This is a genomic window from Symbiopectobacterium sp. (assembly GCF_047692315.1).
Classification (GTDB): domain Bacteria; phylum Pseudomonadota; class Gammaproteobacteria; order Enterobacterales; family Enterobacteriaceae; genus Symbiopectobacterium.
Window position 1 is genome coordinate 130,013 of sequence record NZ_JBLLJS010000012.1, and the last position, 24,248, is coordinate 154,260.

At 49.3% G+C, this 24,248-nt stretch carries 11 protein-coding genes and 11 pseudogenes; 12 read left to right on the plus strand and 10 right to left on the minus strand.

All coding sequences use genetic code 11. From position 1 onward, the window contains the following. Positions 1 to 64: 64 nt before the first annotated feature. Positions 65 to 815, minus strand: a pseudogene (locus ACMZI0_RS04900) (MipA/OmpV family protein). Positions 816 to 992: 177 nt separating this feature from the next. Here ACMZI0_RS04900 and ACMZI0_RS04905 point away from each other — a divergent pair. Further along, a pseudogene (locus ACMZI0_RS04905) lies at positions 993 to 2,904 on the plus strand (DUF444 family protein). A gap of 48 nt (positions 2,905 to 2,952) precedes the next feature. Here ACMZI0_RS04905 and ACMZI0_RS04910 read toward each other — a convergent pair. Then, positions 2,953 to 3,496: pseudogene (locus ACMZI0_RS04910) on the minus strand (GNAT family N-acetyltransferase). 60 nt (positions 3,497 to 3,556) lie between these two features. Between ACMZI0_RS04910 and ACMZI0_RS04915 the strand changes: the two are divergent. Together ACMZI0_RS04915 and ACMZI0_RS04920 are read left to right on the plus strand one after the other, a co-directional pair. Beyond that, positions 3,557 to 4,732 (plus strand): annotated as a pseudogene (locus ACMZI0_RS04915) (ABC transporter substrate-binding protein); the annotation flags it as partial. After that, positions 4,729 to 6,465 (plus strand): annotated as a pseudogene (locus tag ACMZI0_RS04920) (ABC transporter permease subunit). The pseudogenes ACMZI0_RS04915 and ACMZI0_RS04920, both read left to right, overlap by 4 nt. A 37-nt stretch (positions 6,466 to 6,502) precedes the next feature. On the opposite strand, the gene ACMZI0_RS04925 reads toward ACMZI0_RS04920, so the two are convergent. Then, positions 6,503 to 6,634 (minus strand): hypothetical protein, encoded by a 132-nt coding sequence (locus ACMZI0_RS04925; RefSeq protein WP_415672143.1) that lies wholly within the window; start codon positions 6,632 to 6,634, stop codon positions 6,503 to 6,505. A 37-nt stretch (positions 6,635 to 6,671) separates the two neighbouring features. On the opposite strand from ACMZI0_RS04925, the pseudogene ACMZI0_RS04930 reads away from it, so the two are divergent. Continuing rightward, positions 6,672 to 7,867 (plus strand): annotated as a pseudogene (locus tag ACMZI0_RS04930) (multidrug effflux MFS transporter). A 41-nt stretch (positions 7,868 to 7,908) separates the two neighbouring features. Here the strand turns inward: ACMZI0_RS04930 and ACMZI0_RS04935 are convergent. Beyond that, a pseudogene (locus ACMZI0_RS04935) lies at positions 7,909 to 9,169 on the minus strand (D-amino acid dehydrogenase). A 282-nt stretch (positions 9,170 to 9,451) separates the two neighbouring features. Here ACMZI0_RS04935 and ACMZI0_RS04940 point away from each other — a divergent pair. Then, a pseudogene (locus ACMZI0_RS04940) lies at positions 9,452 to 10,994 on the plus strand (SpoVR family protein). Between the two features lie 52 nt (positions 10,995 to 11,046). On the opposite strand, the gene fadR reads toward ACMZI0_RS04940, so the two are convergent. Continuing rightward, on the minus strand, positions 11,047 to 11,766 hold the full coding sequence (gene fadR / locus ACMZI0_RS04945) for a fatty acid metabolism transcriptional regulator FadR (protein ID WP_415672144.1): 720 nt from the start codon (positions 11,764 to 11,766) through the stop codon (positions 11,047 to 11,049). Between the two features lie 229 nt (positions 11,767 to 11,995). On the opposite strand from fadR, the pseudogene nhaB reads away from it, so the two are divergent. Then, positions 11,996 to 13,533 (plus strand): annotated as a pseudogene (nhaB, locus tag ACMZI0_RS04950) (sodium/proton antiporter NhaB). Positions 13,534 to 13,752: 219 nt separating this feature from the next. Next, a complete protein-coding gene (gene dsbB, locus ACMZI0_RS04955; protein ID WP_415672145.1) occupies positions 13,753 to 14,283 on the plus strand; it encodes a disulfide bond formation protein DsbB in 531 nt (176 codons plus the stop codon). 71 nt (positions 14,284 to 14,354) lie between these two features. Here dsbB and ACMZI0_RS04960 read toward each other — a convergent pair whose 3' ends face one another. Next, on the minus strand, positions 14,355 to 14,624 hold the full coding sequence (locus ACMZI0_RS04960) for a hypothetical protein (protein ID WP_415672146.1): 270 nt from the start codon (positions 14,622 to 14,624) through the stop codon (positions 14,355 to 14,357). 1,512 nt (positions 14,625 to 16,136) lie between these two features. Here ACMZI0_RS04960 and ACMZI0_RS04965 point away from each other — a divergent pair. Then, a complete protein-coding gene (locus ACMZI0_RS04965; protein ID WP_415672147.1) occupies positions 16,137 to 16,610 on the plus strand; it encodes a hypothetical protein in 474 nt (157 codons plus the stop codon). 1,079 nt (positions 16,611 to 17,689) lie between these two features. After that, complete coding sequence (locus ACMZI0_RS04970; protein WP_415672347.1) at positions 17,690 to 18,568, plus strand: DUF3472 domain-containing protein; 879 nt, start codon at positions 17,690 to 17,692, stop codon at positions 18,566 to 18,568. A 14-nt stretch (positions 18,569 to 18,582) separates the two neighbouring features. Here ACMZI0_RS04970 and ACMZI0_RS04975 read toward each other — a convergent pair. After that, positions 18,583 to 18,750, minus strand: a pseudogene (locus ACMZI0_RS04975) (IS481 family transposase); the annotation flags it as partial. A 678-nt stretch (positions 18,751 to 19,428) separates the two neighbouring features. Here ACMZI0_RS04975 and ACMZI0_RS04980 point away from each other — a divergent pair. After that, positions 19,429 to 19,812 (plus strand): transcriptional regulator, encoded by a 384-nt coding sequence (locus ACMZI0_RS04980; RefSeq protein WP_415672148.1) that lies wholly within the window; start codon positions 19,429 to 19,431, stop codon positions 19,810 to 19,812. Between the two features lie 264 nt (positions 19,813 to 20,076). Further along, positions 20,077 to 21,130: pseudogene (locus tag ACMZI0_RS04985) on the plus strand (linear amide C-N hydrolase). Between the two features lie 477 nt (positions 21,131 to 21,607). On the opposite strand, the gene ACMZI0_RS04990 reads toward ACMZI0_RS04985, so the two are convergent. The 3 genes from ACMZI0_RS04990 to ACMZI0_RS05000 form a co-directional block, all read right to left on the minus strand. Next, the gene (locus tag ACMZI0_RS04990) at positions 21,608 to 22,054 is read right to left on the minus strand and encodes a YcgN family cysteine cluster protein (RefSeq protein ID WP_415672348.1); all 447 of its coding nucleotides are present in this window, start codon (positions 22,052 to 22,054) and stop codon (positions 21,608 to 21,610) included. A gap of 148 nt (positions 22,055 to 22,202) precedes the next feature. Then, on the minus strand, positions 22,203 to 22,859 hold the full coding sequence (locus ACMZI0_RS04995) for a fumarylacetoacetate hydrolase family protein (protein ID WP_415672149.1): 657 nt from the start codon (positions 22,857 to 22,859) through the stop codon (positions 22,203 to 22,205). A 280-nt stretch (positions 22,860 to 23,139) separates the two neighbouring features. Beyond that, complete coding sequence (locus tag ACMZI0_RS05000) at positions 23,140 to 23,409, minus strand: YcgL domain-containing protein (protein ID WP_415672150.1); 270 nt, start codon at positions 23,407 to 23,409, stop codon at positions 23,140 to 23,142. A 133-nt stretch (positions 23,410 to 23,542) separates the two neighbouring features. Between ACMZI0_RS05000 and minC the strand changes: the two genes are divergently transcribed. Continuing rightward, entirely contained in the window at positions 23,543 to 24,229 is a 687-nt protein-coding gene (gene minC, locus ACMZI0_RS05005; RefSeq protein WP_415672151.1) for a septum site-determining protein MinC, read from the plus strand. Positions 24,230 to 24,248 lie beyond the last annotated feature (19 nt).

Sequence of the window (24,248 nt, forward strand, 5' to 3'; positions counted from 1 at the left end):
GTACAAATGGGGTGAAATCACCCCATTATTGTGCGGCACTTGCCCTATTTTCACGCATCAGACGTTAAAAGTGATAACTCACGCCCGCACCGAACACCATGGTATAGCTGCGATCCACCATCGAGCTGTCTTTCACTTCATCCGACAGGCGAACATAACGTCCTGTGGCCCAGGCGCTCCAGCTATCGTTAATGCGGTAGTTGGTGCTCAGCTCGGCATAGGGAGACCAACCGCCATCCGGGCTGTAAGCATCAAGCCCTGAACGTGATGCCTCTTTGCCGCTGATACCAAAGTAATAGCGGTTGAGTCTTTCACTGCTCCAGGTAACACCAACACCTGGCGTCACCGTCCAGTCACCCAGGTCGAAACGGTAGAGATAGGTGTTATCCCACAGATAACCATCACTATAACCCAGCGTATCCGCAACCACAGAGGTGCGCAGGATCCCCCACTGAGCGGAGTGAGAATAGGCCAGGCCCGCCATCAGGGTGCCACGGCGCTTATCCAGTTGCTTCATTATGCGCGTCGTCATTATCTCCCAGTTTGAACCCCAGCGGAGAATAGAGCGCCGTCACCGACAGGCGGTTCTGCCCGTCATTCCACAGGTAATAGCCCCCGCCTAACCCACGGAAATAAAAGTTATCACTTTCATACGTCACCATCGGCACCGGATAAAGTGCGTTATCGCCCCCGCGGTAAGGGCTAATAGAACCTAATACGCCAGCACCCAGCGAAAAATCTGCCGCAACGGCAGTTGTTGCCGCCAGCGACCCTGCCAACAGCAAAGAGGTGTAAATCACAGATGATTTTTTCATAACGTTATTATTCCCATTACTGATATGAATTAATTTGGCATAAGGGTTGCTGTATTCAGAGAAATCATCTTCCAGAGGGCTACCTATCTATGGCCGCATAAATAACGCCGCACATTATTTAACAGGCTCTCTAAATCTGTGCTAATCGACGAAGGACGGGCATCGCTATGAACATATTTGATCCGTTATGACGCTGCCAAGGACGAAGAATTCACGTTGCAGGAATTTCTTAACATCTGTCAGCAGGATCGCAGCGCCTATGCGAGTGCCGCCGAGCGATTGTTAATGGCTATCGGCGAACCTGTGATGGTGGATACCGCCCATGAGTCCCGACTTTCCCGTTTGTTCTCTAATCGGGTGATTGCGCGCTATCCCGCCTTTGAAGAGTTCTACGGCATGGAAGATGCCATAGAGCAGATCGTCGCCTATCTGAAACACGCTGCGCAAGGCTTGGAAGAGAAGAAACAGATCCTGTATCTGCTCGGCCCGGTGGGTGGGGAAAGTGGATATCCGCAAGCTGGAGCATTTTGCGCAAAACGATCCCGATGCCTACGGCTATTCCGGCGCGCTGTGCCGTGCCAATCAGGGCATCATGGAGTTTGTCGAGATGTTCAAAGCACCAATCAAGGTGCTTCACCCCCTGCTGACTGCGACGCAGAAAGGCAACTATAACGGCGCCGAGGGCATTGCCGCTCTGCCATTCAACGGTATCATCCTGGCTCACTCCAACGAATCGGAATGGGTGCAATTCCGCAACAACAAGAACAACGAAGCTTTTTTGGACCGCATCTACATCGTCAAAGTGCCCTACTGCCTGCGCGTTTCTGAAGAAGTGAAAATTTACGACAAACTGCTCGATCACAGTGAACTATCTCATGCCCCCTGTGCGCCCGGTACGCTGGAAACGTTGGCCCGTTTCTCGATCCTCTCGCGCCTTAAGGAGCCAGAAAACTCCAGCATCTACTCCAAAATGCGCGTATATGATGGAGAAAGTCTGAAGGATACCGATCCCAAGGCTAAATCGTACCAAGAATACCGTGATTACGCGGGTATCGATAAAGGCATGAGCGGACTCTCCACACGCTTCGCCTTCAAAATCCTGTCACGCGTATTTAACTTCGATCACAGCGAGGTGGCCGCCAACCCGGTGCACCTATTCTACGTACTGGAACAGCAAGTGGAGCGCGAGCAGTTCCCGCAGGAGCTGGCGCTGCCTAACCTGAAAAAGACCCAGCAACACCAGATGAACGAATACAAAACACACCGTGCGGGTTACACCGCCAACGGCGTGCCCGCCAACATCAGCGTTGTACGCTCGCTGCAAAATTCACTGGCGCGACGTATGGCAATGACGGCAGGCAAGCGGCGCGAACTGCGCCAACTTGAGGAAGATCTGACAAAGCTTGAGCACACAGAGCCTGCGCAGTTGCTTGAAGAGGAGCGGTTGCGGCACGATATTGCGGCACTGCGCGAGAAGATTGCGCGCGTGCCCTTTATCGACACCTTCGACCTGCGTTTCAAGAACTATGAGCGCCGGGCAGAACCTTCCAGCCAGGCAGTGATGTTTTGCCTGATGGACGTTTCAGGCTCGATGGATCAGTCCACCAAGGACATGGCGAAACGCTTTTATATTCTGCTCTATCTGTTTTTGAGTCGGAATTATAAGAACGTGGATGTGGTTTACATCCGCCATCATACCCAGGCCAAAGAGGTGGATGAACAAGAGTTTTTCTACTCTCAGGAGACCGGCGGTACCATTGTTTCCAGCGCATTGAAGCTGATGGAGGAAGTGGTCAAGGCGCGCTACAACCCGTCACAGTGGAACATTTATACCGCGCAGGCATCCGATGGCGATAACTGGGCCGATGATTCACCGCTGTGCCACGATATTCTGGCTAACCAACTGCTGCCTTTTGTGCGTTATTACAGCTACATCGAAATTACGCGCCGCTCACACCAAACCCTGTGGCGCGAATATGAAGCGCTGCGTGATGCATATCCAAATTTTGCCATGCAGCATATTCGCGATCAGGATGACATTTATCCGGTGTTCCGCGAATTGTTCCGCAAACAGACCGTTAACGGTTAATCGCCCAACCTTCCTCCAGCCTTCTCGCTGGCGGAAATTCATCATGTATCAATTCGTCCCAAACCGAGACGTAGCCTCTGGCAAGGTTAAATCCCCTTTGCCCAGCGCACGTTGAAGCATCACGGTGTCAAGCCAGCGCCCGTGTTTTAACCCCACGCTGGTCAGTGTTCCCACAAGGGAAAAACCGGCCTGAAGGTGCAAATGCAACGATCCCTTATTTTCACTGTTACCGACAACAGCAATAAGTTGGCGAAAGCCGTGTTGATCCGCCCAGCCAATGGCGTGGGCAAGGAGTGCCGTCCCCACCCCCTGCTGTTGGCACTCAGGATCGACATAAATCGAATCTTCAAGCGTATACTGATAGGTACAACGCTCGCGGTAGCGCGACAGATAACAATACCCCTGCACCCGGCCGTCGTTAATGGCAACTAAACCAGGGAAGCCTGACATCGTTGTTTTTCTTTAATCGGGCGAGCATCTCGTTGATATCAGGCGATTCTGTCTCAAACGATGCAGTGCCATGGATAACGTGATAAGCGTAAATTTTCTGGATAGCGGTAATATGTCGTTCTTCAGCGTCAATAATGTCCACGGTTTTACTCCCAAAACAAACCGATCACAGGCTACGTGAAATCAAGTAAGGCTGATACCGGCGGTGGTGGTCAATGCACTTAACGCTGCAATGCACGCCGCACCTAAACCACGCATTCTGGACGGTGTTACACTGCACATTAGCGCCGAAGGTGACAACGCCGTACACATTGCTAGCGCAACGCCCGATCCCCTGCTGCCGCAGCGCCTCTCCAGCCCGCAACTGGCTATTCTTTCACCCAACGCCTATCAAGAAGGCCGCGTCAACCCGATCCGACACGGCTCTGGCCCCTTTGTGTTAACCGCTGTCGAAGGCACCACCCGCGCCACGCTCGATCGTTTTGACAATTATTGGGGCGCGCTCGCACAAGCCGCAGGTATCGACGTTGATTTCGTGCCTGATGGCACAGCGCGTTCTGCCGCACTGCGTACCGGCAGTGCGGATATTGTTAAGGCTGTACCGGTCGCGCAGGCTCCTTTGATCGATCCTGCGCTGATCCACGAGGTGCCAATGCCACGCACCAATACCCTTTATCTCAACACCCGTGTCGGTCCACTACGTGATGCCGGGCTGCGCGCAGCAGTGCGCGACGCCATTCAACGGGATGTGCTGGTGAAAAACGTCTACGAAAACCGTGCAGATATCGCCAGCGGTTTACTCGGCCCGGCGCTGCGCTGGGCGGCCCCGCTGCGACAGCCCGTGGCGCAACCTACACCCGCGCGCCGCCCTCAGGGAGAAATCATCAAACTCTCCACTTTCAGTGATCGCGCTGAATTGCCGGAAGTCGCCGTTTATCTGGCGCGGCAGTTAACCGCTGCGGGTTTTACCGTCCAGCAAGGAGTGCGTGAATATGCCCAAATAGAAGCCGATGCGCTGGCGGGAAAATTTGATGCCTTTATCCTGTCGCGCGCCACAGTGTTGGATTCCGGGGATCCGGTGGCTTACCTCTACAGCGATTTCAGCTGCAAGGGATCGTTTAACCTCTCGCAGTTATGCGATCCCGCAGTCGATGAAGCCCTGCTCACCGCTACCGCTATTCCCGCCGGAGAGAAGCGGCGTCAGGCCATCATGGCTGCTGAAAATCGTATTCTCACCACCGATGCGGCTATCCCACTGCTGCACGAACGGGTGATTCAGGGCGATGCGACCCGTGTGCGTCAGGCGGCGCGCGATCCACGTGAACGGGTGCTGGTTACACCGCAAACCCACATCAGCGGGCAGACTCAGCAGCCATGAGCCTTTATCCTTTGCCTGCCAGCGCTGTAATCACGCCGTTTTTGTCACGCGCGATGACCGCCTTTGCGGTCATCGCGCTCATTGGTCTGTTGCCGTGGCTTTCCGGTAGCGACCCGGCACTCAGCATACTGCGTGCCAAATCCGCAGAGCAAGAGGCGACACCCGAAACGCTGCTGGCCATTCGTACCCAACTGGGCCTCGACCAAGGCCCGGCTGCGCTGCTTTGGCAGTGGTGGCGCGATATGTTACACGGCGATGCCGGACTTTCCTGGATCTCTGGCAAGCCGATTCTGCCGAGCATGCTGGAAGCAGCAGGCGTATCGCTGACGCTGATGGCCGCGGCGTTAGCGCTGGCGACATTGGTCGCCGCACTGCTCTGCTTTTCTACCCTGCGCAACGGACTACGTGGCAATACAGATATCAGCCATGGCGCCTGGGCGATGGCGTTAACCACTCTGCCAGAATATCTACTGGCATCGCTACTATTGCTGATAGGTGCGGTCTGGCTGCACCTGTTTCCGCCTTATGGTTGGCGGGATATGCAACACATGGTGCTGCCTGCACTGTCATTGGGGTTGCCTGCCGGGGGATTACTGGCGCGTTTACTGGCCGATGCGTTGCGCACCACCTTTACCGAGCCGTGGCTTATCACTTAGCGTGTGGCAGGCGTAAGCCAACTTGCTTGTGCCATCGCCGTACTGCACCGTACGCTGCCCGTCTTGCTGCCGCAGATAGGCTTTATCATCGTAGGACTGACCGGCGGTGCTGTCGCGGTAGAAAAGATTTTTGCTATCCCCGGTTTAGGACGTGCCACACTCGGGGCTTCAGCTGCTCAGGATCTGCCCGCACTGCAGTGCGGCGTACTGCTGTTACTCCTGATCGCAACGGTGAGTGGTACCGCCGGAAACCTGCTGCGCCAGATGGTGCTGGGACACGCGCTGCGCAGTGGCTCGTTGCCTGCGCCGACCATCAGCCCAACGACGCGCCCCCATTACGCCTTCCCGCTTACCCTCGCACTGGCATTGCTGATCGCTATCGGACTGACTCGTGACCCGCTGGCATCCGATTTTCTTCGTCTGCAACCCCCAAGCCTCGCGCTGCCGTTAGGCGCTGATGCCACGGGGCGCGATCTGCTGGCTCGCGTCGCGTACGGTGCTTTTGCTACCTTGATCACCGCGACTGGCGTTAGCGCGGCGTGTCTGGCTCTCGGCATCCTGTTTGGACTGTTCCCGCGTCTGTTTATCGGCCCGATGGAGATGGCAAATGCCCTGCCGCCTACGATGTCCGGCCTTATCGTCGTTACCCTGACCGGACCGTCCACCTACGGTGCCGCACTGGCGGTTACGCTGGTCAGTTGGGCACCGCTCGCCGCACATACCGCGGCACTGGTTGAAGAGATTCAGGCCCGCCCCTACGTGCGGATCACTCCGCTACTGGGCATCGGACCCTGGCATCGCTTCACGGGCTATGTGATGCCTGCACTGATTGGCCCCGTCACACGGCACGCATTAGTACGTTTTCCCGGTATCACACTGGCATTGACTGCATTAGGTTTTCTGGGGTTGGGACAGCAACCACCTTATCCTGAATGGGGTCGAATTGTCGCTGAAGACATGCCTTATATCGAGCGCGCGCCCTGGGCCGTGTTAGCCCCTGTCGCTACGCTGATACTGTTGTCGATGTTAGCAGTCTCTCTGGGGCAAATGGCAAATGGAGTGAAAACCAATAAGTGACAACGTCACTTAACATCAATACGCGTAGCGCATTAAACTAACAAAAAAACGCTTTCAGCATGGTAAAACGGCCCCGTTGTGTCGTACCATTCGCTACAGTGTGGTTATGCAACCCGCCTTTTCCTGCCTTTTCCTGACGATGACCAAAGGCAAGCACCACGTTATTCATACACTTGCCAGGGAATGGAATTAACCTTGCTATGACCATGCAAAGATTTGTGCTGTTGTTGTTTGTGCTGGTACTTCTCGGCCCACTAGCCATCGATCTCTACCTTCCGGTAATCCCTGCCATAGCGCAGGGGCTTAACAGCGATAACACCACCATTCAATCAACCATTTCGTTGTTCATCATGATTATGGGATGGGGGCAGTTGGTGGCTGGCCCGCTGGTTGACCGCGTTGGACGCCGCCCGATGGCATTAATCGGCATCGTGATTTACATCGTTGGTGCCGTGACGGCAGCACTGGCATACAACGGTGCGGTATTTATCGCTTCTCGTGTACTGCAAAGCGTTGCGGTTTGCTGCACCGCCGTGGTGGTGTTTAGCTGTGTGCGCGACCGACTGAACGGTGACGATGCCGCACGTACTTTTGGCTTTCTCAATGGCACGCTAAATATTGTGCCCGCGCTGGCTCCGTTTTTTGGCGGCTTGCTGTCTGCCGCGTTTGGCTGGCGAGCCTGTTTCTGGTTTTTGACGCTGTATGCCAGCGTGATCCTGCTGGTCGCCCTACGCTATCTGCCAGAAACACGCCCGGCAGACACGCTACGTCTGCCGGGTTTGCCCATAAAGCAATACGCCCGTATCCTTTTCACACCGCGTTTTATCGGCTTTGCTGCCTGCAATGCCGGCATCATGGGGATGGCCCTGATCTATCTGTCAATGGCATCGATCGTGCTGATGGTGCACGGTAGTCTGTCACCGCTATAGTTCTCACTGGTATTCGGTGCAAATGGGTTTTGGGTGATGGCAATGAGCCTGCTGGCAACGCGCATGATCGTCAAAATTGGGCGGCCAGCCTGTCTTACACTCAGCGTTATACTTATCGGCAGCGGGTTTTTGTTACTGTGCGCCATCATTTTGTGGTTGCCTGAGGCGCTACAAGCCCGCTGGTGGATCTTTATGTCGCCTGTCGTAGTGGAGAGTTTGCCGGTCTGGCCTTTGCCATCGGTCCCGCCACCAGCTATGCGTTAGAACCTTATGCTAACGAGGCAGGTACTGCGTCAGCGCTGGTCGGCTTTGTGCAAATGGCGGGGGGCGCGTTCGTCGGATTGGCAGTCATGGCGCTGCCCTTCTCACCGCAGAGTACGCTGGCACTTTCCATGCTGTGCGCCACCCTGTTGGCACTGCGCGAGCAGCGCTTGAGCGGAAAAATGCGCGGTACGATTACAGCCCTTACCTGATGGCGCCGCGTTCACCGATCGTGTTTGATAACCCGGTCCACTTAGGCGCTGGCGTAACGAAAAATCGACAAATCATCATGGGCAATATCGGGTGTTTTTCCAGAAATGATATCTGCCAACAGTTGCCTTGAGCCGCACGCCATGGTCCAACCTAAAGTACCGTGTCCGGTATTGAGATAAAGATTGGCTAGCGGTGAGCGCCCCACCAGCGGTGTGCCATCTGGCGTCATCGGGCGCAGTCCGGTCCAGAAGGTCGCCTGCTCCACCGGTCCGGCGTCAGGGTAAAGGTCACGCACCACCATTTCCAACGTTTCACGACGCTTAGGGTTGAGTGCCGTGTCAAAGCCAACGATTTCCGCCATGCCGCCAACACGTATACGGCGATCAAAGCGTGTTACCGCCACTTTGTAGGTCTCATCAAGCACAGTTGACACCGGTGCTGCCGCCTCATTAGTGAGTGGCAAGGTTAGCGAATAGCCCCTTGAGCGGATAAACCGGCAGGTGCATCCACCGGCGCATCAGTGCCGTTGAGTAGGAACCGCACCACGCCACCACGTAGGCATCTGCCGCTAGTGCCTGCCCATTGCAACGCACCTGAGCCACACGCCCACCTTCAACCTGGAGTTGCTCAACGGATTCGCTAAATCGAAAGGTAACACCGGCAGCCTGCGCCAATTCAGCCAGACGCTGGGTAAAAAGTTGGCAGTCGCCGGTTTCATCGTTAGGTAATCGCAAACCGCCGCTCAGCTTATGCGCCACAGACGCAAGCGCGGGTTCAACCGTCGCCAGTTCCTGAGACGTCAGTAACTGGTACGGCACGCCAGCTTCACGCAATACGGCAATATCCCGGCTCGCATTTTCATATTGCTGTTCGCTGCGAAACAATTGCAGCGTGCCCCCTTGACGCCCTTCATACTGAATCGCGGTGCGCGCACGCAGCGCCTGCAAACAGTCTCGGCTGTACTCTGCCAGCCGTACCATACGCGCCTTATTGACCTGATAATGCGCTGAATCGCAGTTCATCAACATCTGCCACATCCAGCGCAGTTGATCGCTGGAGCAATCCGGCCAGATGGCAAGCGGCGCATGACGTTGAAACAACCATTTTATCGCTTTAAGGGGAATGCCCGGAGCCGCCCAGTGTGCTGAATATCCTGGGGAAATTTGCCCAGCGTTGCCAGCGCTGGTCTCCAGCGCTGGCGCGGGTTGTCGGTCGACTACCGTGACTTCATACCCTGCCTGACACAAATACCACGCCGTGCTGACGCCAATAACGCCACTGCCTAAAATCACAACCCGCATGTTGACTTATCTCCGTGATAATTCGCCGTTTACGGCGCAATATGCTGCCTAAATCGTCATTACCCAAAATAAAAGACTAATGTAACACGGGATTTACCGTTGTCACGCTTGGCTAACATACTATTTATCTATTATCACATTGAAGAAGTACGGTTTTATGCTGCTGTTTTCACCACAATATCTTCTGCCAAACACCCGTTTTCACGGCACTTTTTTTAGAGTGAGCTACGATTAATAGAGTCTGCACGAAAGCGTGTAGAGGGCAATATGGGGGGCGCGCTGATGGTGACAAAAACAAAGACTCGAGTACAGAACACGGAAACACGTTTAAATGATGGACCAGACTGGACGTTCGATTTACTGCAAACCTATCTTGAGGAAATTGACCGGGTAGCGAAGCACTATCGTCTCGACACCTATCCGCATCAAATCGAGGTGATCACGTCAGAGCAGATGATGGATGCCTATTCAAGCATAGGTATGCCCATCAACTATTCCCATTGGTCTTTCGGTAAACGCTTCATTGAAACCGAACAGCGCTACAAACACGGTCAGCAAGGGGCTGGCTTACGAGATTGTTATCAACTCCGATCCCTGCATCGCCTACCTGATGGAGGAAAACACCATTACCATGCAAGCATTGGTGATGGCGCACGCCTGCTATGGCCACAACTCCTTTTTTAAAGGTAACTATCTGTTTCGCAGTTGGACGGATGCTGGCTCCATCGTTGACTACCTGATTTTTGCCCGCCAATACATTGCCCAGTGCGAAGAGCGTTACGGTGTAGAAGAAGTCGAGCAGTTGCTTGACTCTTGCCACGCCCTGATGAATTACGGAGTTGATCGTTACAAACGACCGCAAAAAATTTCGCTGGAAGAGGAAAAGCTGCGTCAGAAAAGCCGTGAGGCTTATTTGCAAAGCCAGGTGAATGAGCTGTGGCGTACCTTGCCACGGCGCGATCCAGGCGTTTCGCCCGAAGCGTCACGCCGTTTCCCACGCGAACCACAGGAAAACATTCTCTATTTTATGGAGAAAAATGCGCCGTTACTGGAACCCTGGCAACGCGAAGTGTTGCGTATCGTGCGTAAAATCAGCCAATATTTTTATCCGCAGAAACAGACTCAGGTTATGAATGAGGGATGGGCGACGTTCTGGCACTACACCATTCTCAATCATCTCTACGATGAAGGGAAAGTGACAGAGCGGTTTATGATGGAATTCCTGCACAGCCACACCAATGTGGTTTATCAGCCCCCGTATAACAGCCCTTATTACAATGGCATCAACCCTTATGCCCTCGGGTTCGCCATATTTCAGGATATCAAGCGTATTTGTCAGACGCCGACGGAAGAAGATCGCTACCGGTTCCCGGACATTGCCGGCAAAGACTGGCTAGAAACCCTGCATTTCGCCATGCAAAACTTTAAGGACGAGAGCTTTATCAGCCAGTTCCTGTCACCCAAAGTGATGCGTGATTTCCGGTTGTTCACCGTTCTGGATGACGATCATAACAACTATCTGGAGATTACGGCTATTCACGATGAGGAAGGATACCGGATGATCCGTCAGGAGCTGTCTGCGCAGTACAATCTCAGCAATCAGGAGCCCAATATTCAAGTCTGGAATGTGGATCTGCGCGGCAACCGCTCGCTAACGCCGCGCTATGTTCCTCACCACCGTGCGCCACTGGATAAAAGCAGCCACGATGTGATGAAGCATGTGCACCGGTTGTGGGGGTTTGATGTCTATCTGGAGCAACAGAATGCGGATGGCAGCGTAGAAGTGATTGAGCGCTGCCCGCCACGTAATGCTGGAGTCAATTGAGGCTAACACCGCATGTCGAGCTCACACATGGCGCAACATGCGGTGATTTCAATTAACGACGAGCTTCTGCAATATCGCGCGGAATCTGGTTTTGCATACCGTGCCAGATTGCCCCACTCTCTTTCCCATAGGTACGCACCGCATCCATCACGCGTTCGTGCTGCCCATCTTTGGCGATGGCTTCCAGACGAGCATAAAAATCGATAGCCAGCTTGCGCGCGTCCGGGTTAGAAAAGTAGTAACGGCCAACCCGCATATACAGCCCTTTCAGCCCGTTAAGGATCAAGCCATAAATCGGGTTGCCTGAAACGAACGCCAGTCCACGGAAAATATCATAATCCAATTGTGAAAATGAATCGGCATTGTCTTCGACACTCGCACGCTGTACGAGCACTTCCCGGCTCTTATCAGGGTGTTGACGCAGGGCGGTACGAATAAAGATTGCGGCAATATTGGTACGCACGGCCAGCAGATTATCAATCAACTGCGGCACGCTGTCGTGATCGAGTCGCGCCAACGTTTCCAGGATATTCAGCCCGGAAGTCTCCCAAAAATTGTTGATTTTCGTGGGCTTACCGTGCTGAATTGTCAGCCAGCCATCACGAGCCAGGCGCTGTAACACCTCGCGTAACGTGGTTCGGGTTACCCCAATCAGTTCTGATAATTCACGTTCTGCGGGTAAGATGGAGCCGGGAGGAAAACGATTATTCCAAATGCTTTCGATAATATATTCTTCCGCGAATCCGGCAGGACTTTGCGCCTTGATAACCATGTGTGTGATGTTCCGTTGCGATATAAAAGCGGACTCATCATACCAGAGCGACCGGCTATCACATAGCGCGGCGGGGAGACAAAAACAGAATTCCGCCAGAAACTGTGACACTCCACAAGTTGGTTTATTTAAAAGTCGTGGTAATGAGCTTAGTATTTACCGATCCCTTCACTGCGGTGAAGGGTAAATCTGATTTCACACTGCTCGACAAAAAGGGAACAGCGAAAACATGACGGACATGTCCATAAGCCGTGCGCTGCAAAATAATTTTCTGGGGCAGTGTCCCGGCTGGTACAAATTAACCCTGTTGGGTTTTCTTATCATTAATCCTCTGGTGTTCTTTTTGGTAAGCCCGTTTTTAGCTGGCTGGTCGCGGAGTTTATTTTTACCCTCGGCATGGCACTGAAATGCTATCCCCTCCAACCAGGCGGCCTGCTCGCGTTGCAGGCGGTCTTTATCGGCATGACTAGCCCAGAGCAAATCTGGCATGAGGTTTCTCGCAACATTCCTGTCATTACGCCGCTGATGTTTATGGTGGCAGGCATCTACTTTATGAAACCGCTGCTGCTATCTGTGTTCACGCGCCTGCTGTTGCGTATCCGTTCCAAGGTGGCACTGGCGTTGGCGTTTTGTCTGGCGGCGGCATTTTTGTCGGCCTTTCTTGATGCGCTGACGGTCATCGCCGTGGTGATTGGTGTCGCGACCGGGTTTTACGATATTTATCACCGCTACGTCACCGGACTGGACCAAAATGCAGAGTTTATCGACAGTACGGAGCACGCGCAGACGTTAGAACAATTTCGCGCGTTTCTGCGCAGTTTGTTGATACATGCCGGCGTGGGTACCGCCCTTGGTGGCGTAATGACTATGGTTGGCGAGCCGCAAAACCTGATTATTGCCAAAACAATCGGGTGGGATTTCGCCAGCTTTTTCTTGCGCATGTCTGCGGTCACTATTCCGGTATTTCTGTGCGGCATCGCCACCTGCATTCTGGTAGAGCGCGTAAAAATCTGCGGCTACGGTGCCACGCTGCCCGATACAGTGCGTAAGGTACTGGAGGATTATGAACGTCAGACCAGTGCCGATCGCGCACCGCAGGAACGCATTATGCTATGGGTTCAAGGTGTTATTGGCATCTGGCTGAGATCGCCGCGCTGGCCTTCCATATGGCAGAGGTGGGTTTAATCGGGCTCAGTGTGATTATTCTGGTCACTTCGTTTTGCGGCATCACCGAGGAGCACGCCATCGGTAAAGCCTTTCAGGATGCCATGCCTTTTACGGCGGCTGCTCACTGTATTTTTCGCTATCGTGGCAGTCATCATTGACCAGCAACTGTTCACGCCGCTGATTCAGTTTGTGTTACAGGGGTCGGCACAATCTCAGCTTACGATGTTTTACCTGTTTAATAGCCTGCTCTCCTCGATTTCCGACAACGTATTTGTCGGTTCCATTTATATTAATGAGGCACACCAGGCCCTTGAACAAGGGCGTATCTCACTGGAACAATTTGAGCTGTTGGCCGTGGCAATCAATATCGGCACCAACCTGCCTTCAGTAGCGACGCCAAACGGACAGGCGGCTTTTCTCTTTTTGCTGACCTCGGCCCTGGCACTGCTCATTCGACTTTCTTATGGCAAAATGGTGGTCATGGCGCTGCCCTATACCGTTGTGATGACGCTGGTAGGCTGGCTGTGCGCTGCCTTCGCGTTAGTGCCTGCAACAGAACTGCTTACCGAATGGCAATGGATAGCGCTGCCAAAACTCTAGATACAGACGCATCGCTAAGCACAACTATCGTGTATAGTGAACACGTTGCAACGGTTAACCGTAGCGTGCGATTTGTCAAAGGATGACGAGCGCAAAAATGATATATTAAACAGTATTAAATAATAGATTGTTACGTTTTGCTCAGTGAAATGATGGCGGCATTGCCTGTACCGTCTTTGCCGCCAAATCGATCATTTTTTTAAGCATGGAATATTCGTTATGTTGCGATTTCTTAACCGCTGCTCACGCGGGCGCGGTGCCTGGCTGTTAATGGCTTTGACGGCGTTTGCCTTTGAGTTGGTCGCGCTTTATTTTCAGCATGTCATGTTACTCAAACCTTGTGTGTTCTGTATTTATCAGCGCAGTGCGCTGTTTGGCGTGATGGGGGCCGGGTTGTTGGGCGCTATCGCGCCGGCCACGCTGTTGCGTTATCCGGCAATTTTCCTGTGGATTTATAGCGCAGTCGAAGGGTTGAAGCTCGCTTGGGAACACACCAATGTCATGCTGCATCCTTCACCGTTTGCCGTCTGTGATTTCTTTGTCAACTTCCCGTCATGGCTGCCGTTGGACAAGTGGCTGCCGTCCGTATTCGTCGCTTCAGGTGACTGCGCCGAACGTCAATGGCAGTTCCTTTCACTGGTTATGCCGCAGTGGATGCTGGTGATTTTCGGTGCGTTTCTGGTGATGGGCGTACTGGTACTGATTGCCCAGCCGTTCAAGCCTAAACGTCGCAATCTGTTTAGCCGTTAATCCTGTCGCCAGATGGCCCACGCCATCTGGCCCCATAACAGCCCAATAGGGACTTTTAGCAGTCGGTAGAGTTAGTGATGAATCGAGAAGTTCAAAGGATACCTAAAGTCTTTACGCGACGCGTCTAACACCACAACGCGTACGTGTCGGTTGCAAATAAACCATATCTCATAACGATCGTTTGCCAATATGTAATAGGCATCAGCGGTTTCAGATGGGTTAAAACAGCCCAGAACGCGATACACGATTCCCGCTGAAAATCCGCTTTGCAAGGGTAATGGCCGGAGGCCGTTATCTAACTCCTGAATTTTTAAGTATAAACCTTGTTCTAACCAAAGCATCTAGCCTCACACTACCGTTAACCACATGAATTGAAAATGTAGTTAACCGCAGTGCATACCGGCAAGTTTTCAAGGATAAATTAACGCTTCACTGCCAACGCATTGGCAGATATTGCGCCATCTTTTTTCTCCCCCCACGAGCCACAAACAAAGAAAGGGGGCTATTTGCTCCCTTGTCAGTTAGCCCGTCACCACACTCATGAAATTATTTATTCCGAATTGCGGCTTATCGCCATTGGTGATTGCCGGATTTGCGAGCAACAGTCGGTTGGTTGATTTCCCATTCATGTTATAAAAAAAGCATATTGATAATATATTGAGATATGTAGAAGGAGTCTTTTGTTCACATTTTTTATACCAGCACCGCCAAACCAGCAGGCTAACCACGCTTGCAACGTGTCATTCTTCAAGGAGTTTTTATGAAGTCAGTTCTCGTCATGGCTCTAATTTTATCAGGCTGTAACGCAACAAACGCTCCCGTATCTCATCAGCAGATATCTGCGTTTAACAACGATGCCGCCTGTAATTCACTGATGATATACACGAGCGATGGCCCCAAAGTACTTCGCCTGTCAGATGGACAAGAGCTAAAAGGCGCAAGTCTTAATCAAGAGCGTTGCTACACGTTGTCACAAATGGATATCAATAGTCGCGATTACCACATTTATGGTGATACGAACAACACATTACACAGGTTGCGGCAAGCGCGAGACGAACGCGATCAACGGTGGAAGTGGAACCAATCCACGTGGTCGGGCACGTACAATGGTCAAATAGACCAGAGCTTAGGAAAAATAATGGAACAGTACGTACGGAAGAACACATCAAACAGAATGTATATACCCTAATAATTGGGGGGTAAGAACGCAACGTGGCTGACGTGAAGCATTTTGCCCCCTATATGCCCCGCAAATTTAGCGCATGCAAGAATCATATTATTTTTAACTTTATGTTTTATATCGACTTAATTTTGCCACTATGAAGATTACTGCTTTCAACGATACAACGATCTGCGTCCTCGCAGCGAATGACGTTCTGAGAGATTGTCCGGAAGGTTCCTACGCCGTGATTGAAGACGCAGGCTACTATATCGTTATGCTAGTGATGGGGAATGACGCATGGACCATCCATCCCGACCCAGTCCTTACACTTGAAGATGCGCTCGACATCATAGCCAAGCGCCGTGGGATTTTCGTCTAAACTGCCAGCGGAACTTGCTCTTGGTAAACACAACTGCGTATCACGTTCTATTTATGCATCGATCTTTTCAATCTCGGTAAATTACAAAGATAACGCTTTTTATTTGATATTGATTTTTCCCTTCATAGGCGAAGATAGGGCAATGAGTTTGCCTGGAGAAAAAATCATGATGCCGATTAATAGCAGTAAACCCTCACATTCAGCTTTGCAAACAGACACAACGCCTATAATGACATCTGCGAGTTCGAATAGCGCGTCTCAAGCAGCGACGGCACCACTAAGTAACGATGAGTATTATGCGATCTGGTCAGCATGGGAAAAAATGCCCCTTATGGCGATGGTGAGTTACGTGATTTGGCAATGGCATTAATGCGTGACAGTTTGGAAAGGAACAGTCCGTATCTTGATTTATCTCACCTTAAACTCAGTTCATTACCCGAAGCTATTCCTGAACAACTTCCGACGATTGATGTCAGTAAAAACCGACTTTATATGTTGCCTGAGTGTCTTCCCCCCACCCTCCTGAGAATTATCGCGGCTCAAAATAAACTTGTCACTCTGCCAAATAACTTACCCAAGGGACTAGTGGAACTTAATATAAGTTATAACAACCTTAAATCCTTTCCAGAACACTTACCATCATCTATTTACATGCTAGATATAAGTGACAATCAGATGGAGGGCGCTATTGGAAATCTTCCTGAATCGACAACTCATTTGGACTTAAGTACCAATAAATTAAAAAAACCATACCAAACAAACTCCCTGAATTCATTAAATATATAGACCTAAGCGATAACAGATTAAAAACATACCTCATGAATTACCTAAACACATTGAGCACCTGGATCTTAGCGATAACGAACTGGATAGCATTCATGATATACTGCCACGATCCATACAATATTTAAACTTGAATGATAACAATCTAAAGGAACTCCCTGTAAACATTACCAACATGCCTAAAGGTATGGAGATTTACATAAACAACAATCCACTCTCAAATTAAAACCTCATGGAATTAAATCACATCACGCTAAATAAAAATTATATAGGACCAATGATTATTCATTTTCAAACATCAGGTTAAGCAGCCTGTCATTTGTATTTTATCAACAACCAGTACTTTGATAAATTTACAGTTGGTGATTTCCAGGCAAACAAATTACTGCTCCTCTTTCTTTACAATTAATTAAAGCTTTACGTTAACAACTACCACTGACACGCTTTCGTGCTTACATCACCAGTTATCCATCCATTTCCGCCAATGTCACTGCCGGGATATATCGTTGAGGAAACCGGCAGGAGCACCCGTTTTTAAGATGGCGCAGCAAATACTCATTTTACGGGCAGTGGCGAGATATAGATAAAGGAAATCTGACATGTTGTAAGCCACTGGTTGCTGAGGTAGCGTTGATCGCCAAATGTTGCGTATAACTCCTCCATAGGCAGAGCAGTAATGACAGATGATGGAGACTGACGACATTATAGCCAGACAGGGTGAGATAAATCCTATTTATAATAAATAATCCGTGCATTGATTATGCATGCTCTTATATATTACCACATAGCAACCATTGCAGTTATATACGAATGAATACATAATTATTCTCACCATCCAATATTTGATTTATTGAACAAAGCCGAAAAATGAAAGTATCCCGGACGTTAATTTAACTAAATTTAAATTCATCAGACAAGTCAACATTAATTAAGGAGTAAGATACATGATATGTATAATTAAAAAAACATCCTTAGCCTCCTTGTTGTTTTTGATAAACCAGTCAAGTCACGCTGTTTTTGTTGCAGTAGAGCATTCATGGCCTGCTAACTAAGAATTTAATAAATTATCTTTCTTCCAGAAGATAAGTACCGATGGTGGAACAGATTCCAACTACTTCTGGGCAAATCAGTTTTATTTTAAACAAGGAGATGCTGGCTATATTGGCTTACAAAACAGGGGCAATGGAGTGCATGCTTTCAATTACTCTATCTGGAAAGCAAAAGGATGGAAGAGCGGTGAATGTAGTTACTTCAACCATGAAGGCTCAGGAGTGCAATGCCAGATTGTTGTGCCATGGAAAACGGGGCATCAGTACAAATTAGATGTTTCAAAAAAAGGAAATCTGGTTACAGGGGTAGTGACAGACTTGATGGATGGTACAGCGATAACGGTTGGCGTTATCGAAGTTCCAGATACATTTGGCAAGCTACACTCATCTTCCGGTTTTGTTGAAGAGTATTCACAAGGGAATGGTCAACTTTCTTCCTGCTATGTGATGGGGGCTCAAAGTTCAACTTTTCTTAACCCAATAGGCGATGATGCAACAACGGCGGGACAAAGTACCCGTACCTATGAAAACTGTAATGACCCTTATGTAGTACAAGCCGCATGTAATGATCACGCTTGCATCAATAACGTAAGCAATCTTGGTGCGATTGCTTCCCCTGATGCACCTACAGTAGCGATTATTAACAACAACGACTTGACTGCGAAGACCATTTCTAGCGAATTAGACAAAGCCGATTTGGTCGTTATTCACTCTTGGGATGGCAATTGGGCACCAAACATCTATTTTCCGGAACCTAGAACGTTTAAATGGAAATCAATATTTGTGAATCATAGCTCTGCTCGCAGTTCATCTATTATTCATGCAAATGGCGCAGTTACGAAGGCAAATAAGGGAAGGCTACAGATGTATATGTCCGATGGTAACCGTTGGAAGATTATTAACCCTGGCTAAAAATCCCGCTAGTTATCGGGATGATCATTTGCATGAGCAGCATCAGAATACGGTGTTTGCTCAGCAATATCGAAATGGCGCTCCATCGTTTTTTTGCCGTTGTGAGTGTTATGGGGATGCTCCCTGTTGTAAAAGCTCTGCCATTCCGCCAGCACCTCCTTCAGGTCAGTGACGGTGAGCTCCTCATTTCGAGTACCAGCAGTCGATAATCTTCCCGTTTGTCAGCCCAAATCTGTGTACTCGCTGACAAGGACAAGCTATCAAACTGTCAGGAATGTTACTACGCAGTGGTTGAAAACGCGCTGGACACCATATCGAATACCGTGGGCCCAGTTGCAGCCCTCGCCCGCCACGACCATGCCATTCATCGACTACCAGCACGGTGATCGTTTCCTGTGCCTTACCTGGTAGCGTCTTTTGCCACGTATCTACAGCGTTGCGAATAGCAGTATGCGTTATCACTGACTGACGTGATTAATTCTGCGATCTCAACAATCTCAGTTTGAGATTGTTACCATCTCTATAAACTTGAGTCTGCATAATCATGGATCCAGATTCGGTAGCCCATCAGTGAGATTTGGATAGAGGTCGGGGCGTAGTTCGTGGGGTGGCGTCAGTGGCGCTGTAAATGGCCAGGACGCCATCAGCTGGAACACCATTTCTTTTCCACAAGCTGAACATCTTACTGATCCCAAGGGCAGCGATGGGCTTGCTCGCAGAACCCGCTGATTGAGTTGCATTATCAAGACCTGTCATATGTAACCTCCTTTTAATAACAAACATGGTAAAGTAATGATTTACTAATCAATCAATAAATACCTTTCTATGCCAGCGAAAAGTAAAGGTTTACAATGTTGTTTATGACAAAAAAAACTCCGGATAATGGCCTTATCACAAGGCTTACAGAACTGAACAACAAAGAGCTTTCAAAGTCTGATATGGCCCGCGTTGCCAATGTGAGCAAACAAGCCGTGACAGGATGGTTCAGAATTGGAACGATCAGCAAAGCATCCGCACTTGCGGTAGCAGAGGCTGGTGGCGTATCTGTTGCCTGGCTGCTTGGTGAGGATGTTGATCAGGATTCAGGGTTAAAAGAGCATGAGCGCAAAATGCTGGCTCTTTTTCGTCAACTTCCAGAAACAGAACAGGACAAGATGATTTCATTATTCCAGACACGGTTGAAAGAAATTGACGACTATGTAGATAAGTACCTGCAAGGAAGGTACAAATCTGCGGATGAGTGATCCGCTACTCGAAAAAGTTGGGTATTCTGATATAATTCAATTAATTGAATATTTTCTGTAGTGTATTGCTGTAACTTGATCTGATGGAGTCCTATGATAGGTCATGATTAAAACAGGCAATTAGTTAAAGGCTATAAAGACACTTGTTTGATACAATAATGGTTTTAATCATAAGGAGTTTTTTAATTTTAATACATTCAAATTTATTTTCTGAAAATTATTTATGAGGAGTATCATGAATGAAAAAAACACCTACTTTTTTGTATTTTCCCTCTGATATTTTCTGTGCAATTTAGAGTAGAATCTTGTACTAGTCTGGCCATTCAGGATATAAACAATAATCTATATCATGGTCGCACGCTTGAATTAACGACAGATCTACCTTCTTGGATAACTTATTATCCTGAAAATACTATTTTTCAGAAGAAAACACCAGATGGTAAAAATGGAATTGGCTATCAGTCTCATTATAAAATACTTGCTATTAGCACTAAAGTATATGACGACGGTGATGTTTATAACATTTTCCAAGGTATGAATAGTGGGGGGCTTTCATTTAGTGCAAATATGATAAATCGAGCTGAACTCGATGATTTAAAGCCTAATGAATATCAAGAAACCATCCCAGTAACGGCGATTGGTGAATGGGCTTTATCTCAATTCGCTAGCGTAAACGAAGTGAGGCAATCTGTAGAGAAGACTAAATTTCGTTCTCCAATTATCAAAGGATTTGGTAATATCAAGGCTCCATTTCATTATGCGTTCTACGATAAAAGTGGCGGCAGCATAGTTATTTAAGTTGTTGACGGTAAAATAAAAGTTTATGACAATCCAACTCGTGTTATGACAAATGGACCTGATTTTTCTTGGCATTTGCAGAATCTGAATAACTACACGCAGTTGACCAATATTGATCGTTCAAACGCGACGCTGGGGAACATATCGATCAGCCAGCCAGAGCGGTATTGCAGTTTCGGCACTTCCATCATCAGACACATCTGTAGGTCGATTCATTCGCGGTGTATTTTATACCACCTATGTACAAAAGCCAGTAAATTCGCAACTCGCGATGAATACTCTGGCACATATTATGAACCGATTTGACCGTGTAAAAGATATTACTGTGGACGAGAGAAATTTGCGGGGAGATGCTAAAACGTCGCAGACGGAATATACCGTATGGACAAGCTTGTCTGACCTGAATGGAGGAAAGATGCTGGTTAAAGGATATGCTGACATTAACTATACAGAATTCTCTTTTGATAAAATCAAAGATAAGAAAACGCCTTTTTTTGAAAGAATAAATGTGAACCAGTAAACAGAATTTACAACGTCCTTTATGGTTAGAAAAGACAGAAAGTGGCGTATATAATTGCAGTATGTATTATTACTGTATATTGATCGAAAAATTTTTGTATCACTAGGTACTCTAAAAACGTATTGATAAATGAATTTATCTGGTGTGTCTTACATCCCCGGCCTTCATCGCGGGGATATAAAAGGGCTACACTTGATCTACCATTTTTACAAACTTATTCCCCATCCAGTTCCTGCGGGATTTTAGTATCCAAAAATCCCCGTATCCGTACTTCTCTCCATTCAGTCAGTTTTTACTTTACCATCCTAATCTATAAATACTTGACCTTGTGGTAAAGTTATTGTTAACCCTCAACACCGCGACGCTGACGCAAAAATATTTCATTTCTGCGTTACCGAAACTATTAAGGCTGGCGCGCCATACCCCAGCAATGCCCCAATCATCTTGCAAATTATAAAAAACGCTTTACTTCAAAAACTATCGCGCCCACTCCGGTTTATTCAGGATATGGTCCTGCCAGTCGACAACGTCAGTTTCACGTACGGCAATGTGTCGCACGGAAATGCGTTCACTGTGCATCAGCGCTTTGGAACCGGCACGCAGCGGGTGCCAGCCCGGCAGTCCCTTCCCTTCATGAATCAGTCGGTAAGAACAGGTAGCGGGCAGCCAGTCGAACGACAGCAGATTTTCGCGCGTCAGCTTGATGCAATCTGGCTCATACTCAAACCGCCGTTCATAATTGCGACATTGACAGGTTTTGATGTTTAACTGATTACAGGCAACGTTGGTAAAGTAGAGTTCTTCCGTGTCTTCATCAATGAGCTTGTGTAAGCAGCACTGCCCGCAGCCATCACACAGGGATTCCCACTCTTGGTCAGACATTTCAGACAGCGTTTTTTGCTTCCAAAACTCGCACTCGCTCATGCACAGTATCTCATCAGTCATTATCTTGTCAGACAGTGCAGACGGGACGCTAACCACACCTGCTACGTGAAGGAAGACGTGTATAACGGATTTAGCAAGATGAAGCAAGTCATTTACCCGTTCCCGGCGGGAACGGGTTAGAGAAAAGTCAGATGATCCGCGTTGACAGGCTGCGGTCATTGACAGTGATGGTCAGCATATCGCCGGAAACAATTGGGCCAACGCCCGCAGGGGTTCCGGTCAGAATCACATCACCGGCGCGCAGTGTGAAAAAGCGGCTCATATAGGCAATCAGTGGCAGAATCGGCGTGATCATATCGCGCGTATTACCCTGCTGGCGGATCTCATCATTGACCTTCACGCCCAAATCGGTCTGCTGAGGATCGCCAAATTCGGCAACGGGAATAAACCCGGAAATCGGGCAAGCGCCATCAAACCCCTTGGCTTTCTCCCAGGGACGCCCCGCTTTCTTACATTCAGACTGAATATCACGCAGCGTTAGATCCAGTGCCACGCCATATCCGGCAATTGCTCGCGCCACGCGCTCTTCATTCGCCTGCTTAAGCGGCGTGCCAATCAGCACCGCCAATTCCACCTCGTGATGCACCGATCCCAGATTTTTCGGGATCGCTACTGGCTGGCGCAAGTCGCACAGTGCGGTTTCTGGTTTGATAAATAGCACGGGTTCAGGGGCAACCGAGTTTCCCATTTCTTTGATATGGTCCGCGTAGTTACTGCCTACGCAAACCACTTTATTAACCGGGAAATCGAGCAGCGCGCCCTGCCAGTCTCTGTGTTGGTACATGGATATCTCCTGCCCTGTCAGTTGAAAATCACGCTCAGATACCCAGGGCATCATGTAAACCGGTGGGTATCCCATTTACGCTAGGGGTTTATTTATACGTCTCTGAGCCGATAAAACAAGTCCGTTGACAGTAATGCAGAAAAATATAATTAAGTAATTCAATACCATATTATACTTTTTCACCACCGTTCCGCACGAAAAATCCCCTTAACATACGCAATTTCAGGCGAGGAGCCGGTTAAGAAAAAACCGAATTTCCCTGCGCAACAGACCATCAGCGTTATTTGTTGGCATCGTGTCGCGGGGATAATAAATTTTCGGGCGGTGGAGGCAGTTGAAGATAAAACCCCTCCTCCTTAAGCGCCTGCTTTACTTTTTCAATATCAGCTGACGCTAATTTTTTACTGCCATCAAGCGGTAATAGCATCACCAAATGCGGTGTGCCAAAACTTTCCATCAACGCTTCCGGCACGCGGGAAAAATCATCTTTTTTATCGACATAAAGATAAGTTTGATCGCGTTTCGTACTTCGATAGATCACACAAAACATTTTTTTACTCGATTAGCTGGGAATGTCATCTTGCCTGTATATAATTGTGACTATAACACGCTTACAGCACTCTGGAATATCATGTTGCCATGCAAATCCAGGGATTTAACAGGCTGAAACTGAGTCAGGATAGATGTCACAAACGCCAATTGAGCTAAAAGGCAGCAATTTTACCTTATCGGTTGTTCATTTGTATGAGTCGCAACCCGAGGTAATTATTCAAGCATTACAGGAAAAGATCGAGCAGGCTCCCGCATTTCTCAAAAATGCGCCTGTGGTTATTAATGTTGCCGCCTTGACGGAAGAAATAGACTGGTTATCTATCCAGCACGCTATTAATTCCACCGGTTTACATGTGGTTGGCGTGAGCGGTTGTAAAGACGACGTACTTAAAAAAGCCATTATCAAGGCTGGGTTACCGCTGCTAAACGAGGGCAAGTCGCCGCGTCGGGCGCCAGAACCTATTCCCGCGTTACCTGCGATAGCCAAAACCAAAGTGATCACCACGCCGGTGCGCTCCGGCCAACAAATTTATGCCAGAGATGGCGATTTAATCGTACTGAGCAGCGTCAGCGCCGGTGCGGAAGTGATTGCCGATGGCAACATCCATATTTACGGCATGATGCGTGGCCGGGCACTGGCGGGCGTTTCCGGTGATGTGCAAAGCCAGATATTTTGTACGCATCTCGCCACCGAGTTGGTGTCGATCGCCGGCCGTTACTGGCTCAGCGACAAGATCCCAGCGGCCCATTTCGGGCAGGCTGCACGCCTGAAACTCGATCAGCTCGCAAACGATTTATCCATACAACCTCTAGACTAAGCCCTTTAACAAGGAACTA

Excerpts from the sequence above, each read along its gene's own strand:
- ACMZI0_RS04925 (WP_415672143.1), bottom strand. The coding sequence starts at position 6,634 with ATGAATAACGTGGTGCTTGCCTTTGGTCATCGTCAGGAAAAGGCAGGA.
- fadR (WP_415672144.1), bottom strand. The coding sequence starts at position 11,766 with ATGGTTATCAAGGCGCAAAGTCCTGCCGGATTCGCGGAAGAATATATT.
- dsbB (WP_415672145.1), top strand. The coding sequence starts at position 13,753 with ATGTTGCGATTTCTTAACCGCTGCTCACGCGGGCGCGGTGCCTGGCTG.
- ACMZI0_RS04960 (WP_415672146.1), bottom strand. The coding sequence starts at position 14,624 with ATGCTTTGGTTAGAACAAGGTTTATACTTAAAAATTCAGGAGTTAGAT.
- ACMZI0_RS04965 (WP_415672147.1), top strand. The coding sequence starts at position 16,137 with ATGGGAAAAAATGCCCCTTATGGCGATGGTGAGTTACGTGATTTGGCA.
- ACMZI0_RS04980 (WP_415672148.1), top strand. The coding sequence starts at position 19,429 with ATGACAAAAAAAACTCCGGATAATGGCCTTATCACAAGGCTTACAGAA.
- ACMZI0_RS04990 (WP_415672348.1), bottom strand. The coding sequence starts at position 22,054 with ATGAGCGAGTGCGAGTTTTGGAAGCAAAAAACGCTGTCTGAAATGTCT.
- ACMZI0_RS04995 (WP_415672149.1), bottom strand. The coding sequence starts at position 22,859 with ATGTACCAACACAGAGACTGGCAGGGCGCGCTGCTCGATTTCCCGGTT.
- ACMZI0_RS05000 (WP_415672150.1), bottom strand. The coding sequence starts at position 23,409 with ATGTTTTGTGTGATCTATCGAAGTACGAAACGCGATCAAACTTATCTT.
- minC (WP_415672151.1), top strand. The coding sequence starts at position 23,543 with ATGTCACAAACGCCAATTGAGCTAAAAGGCAGCAATTTTACCTTATCG.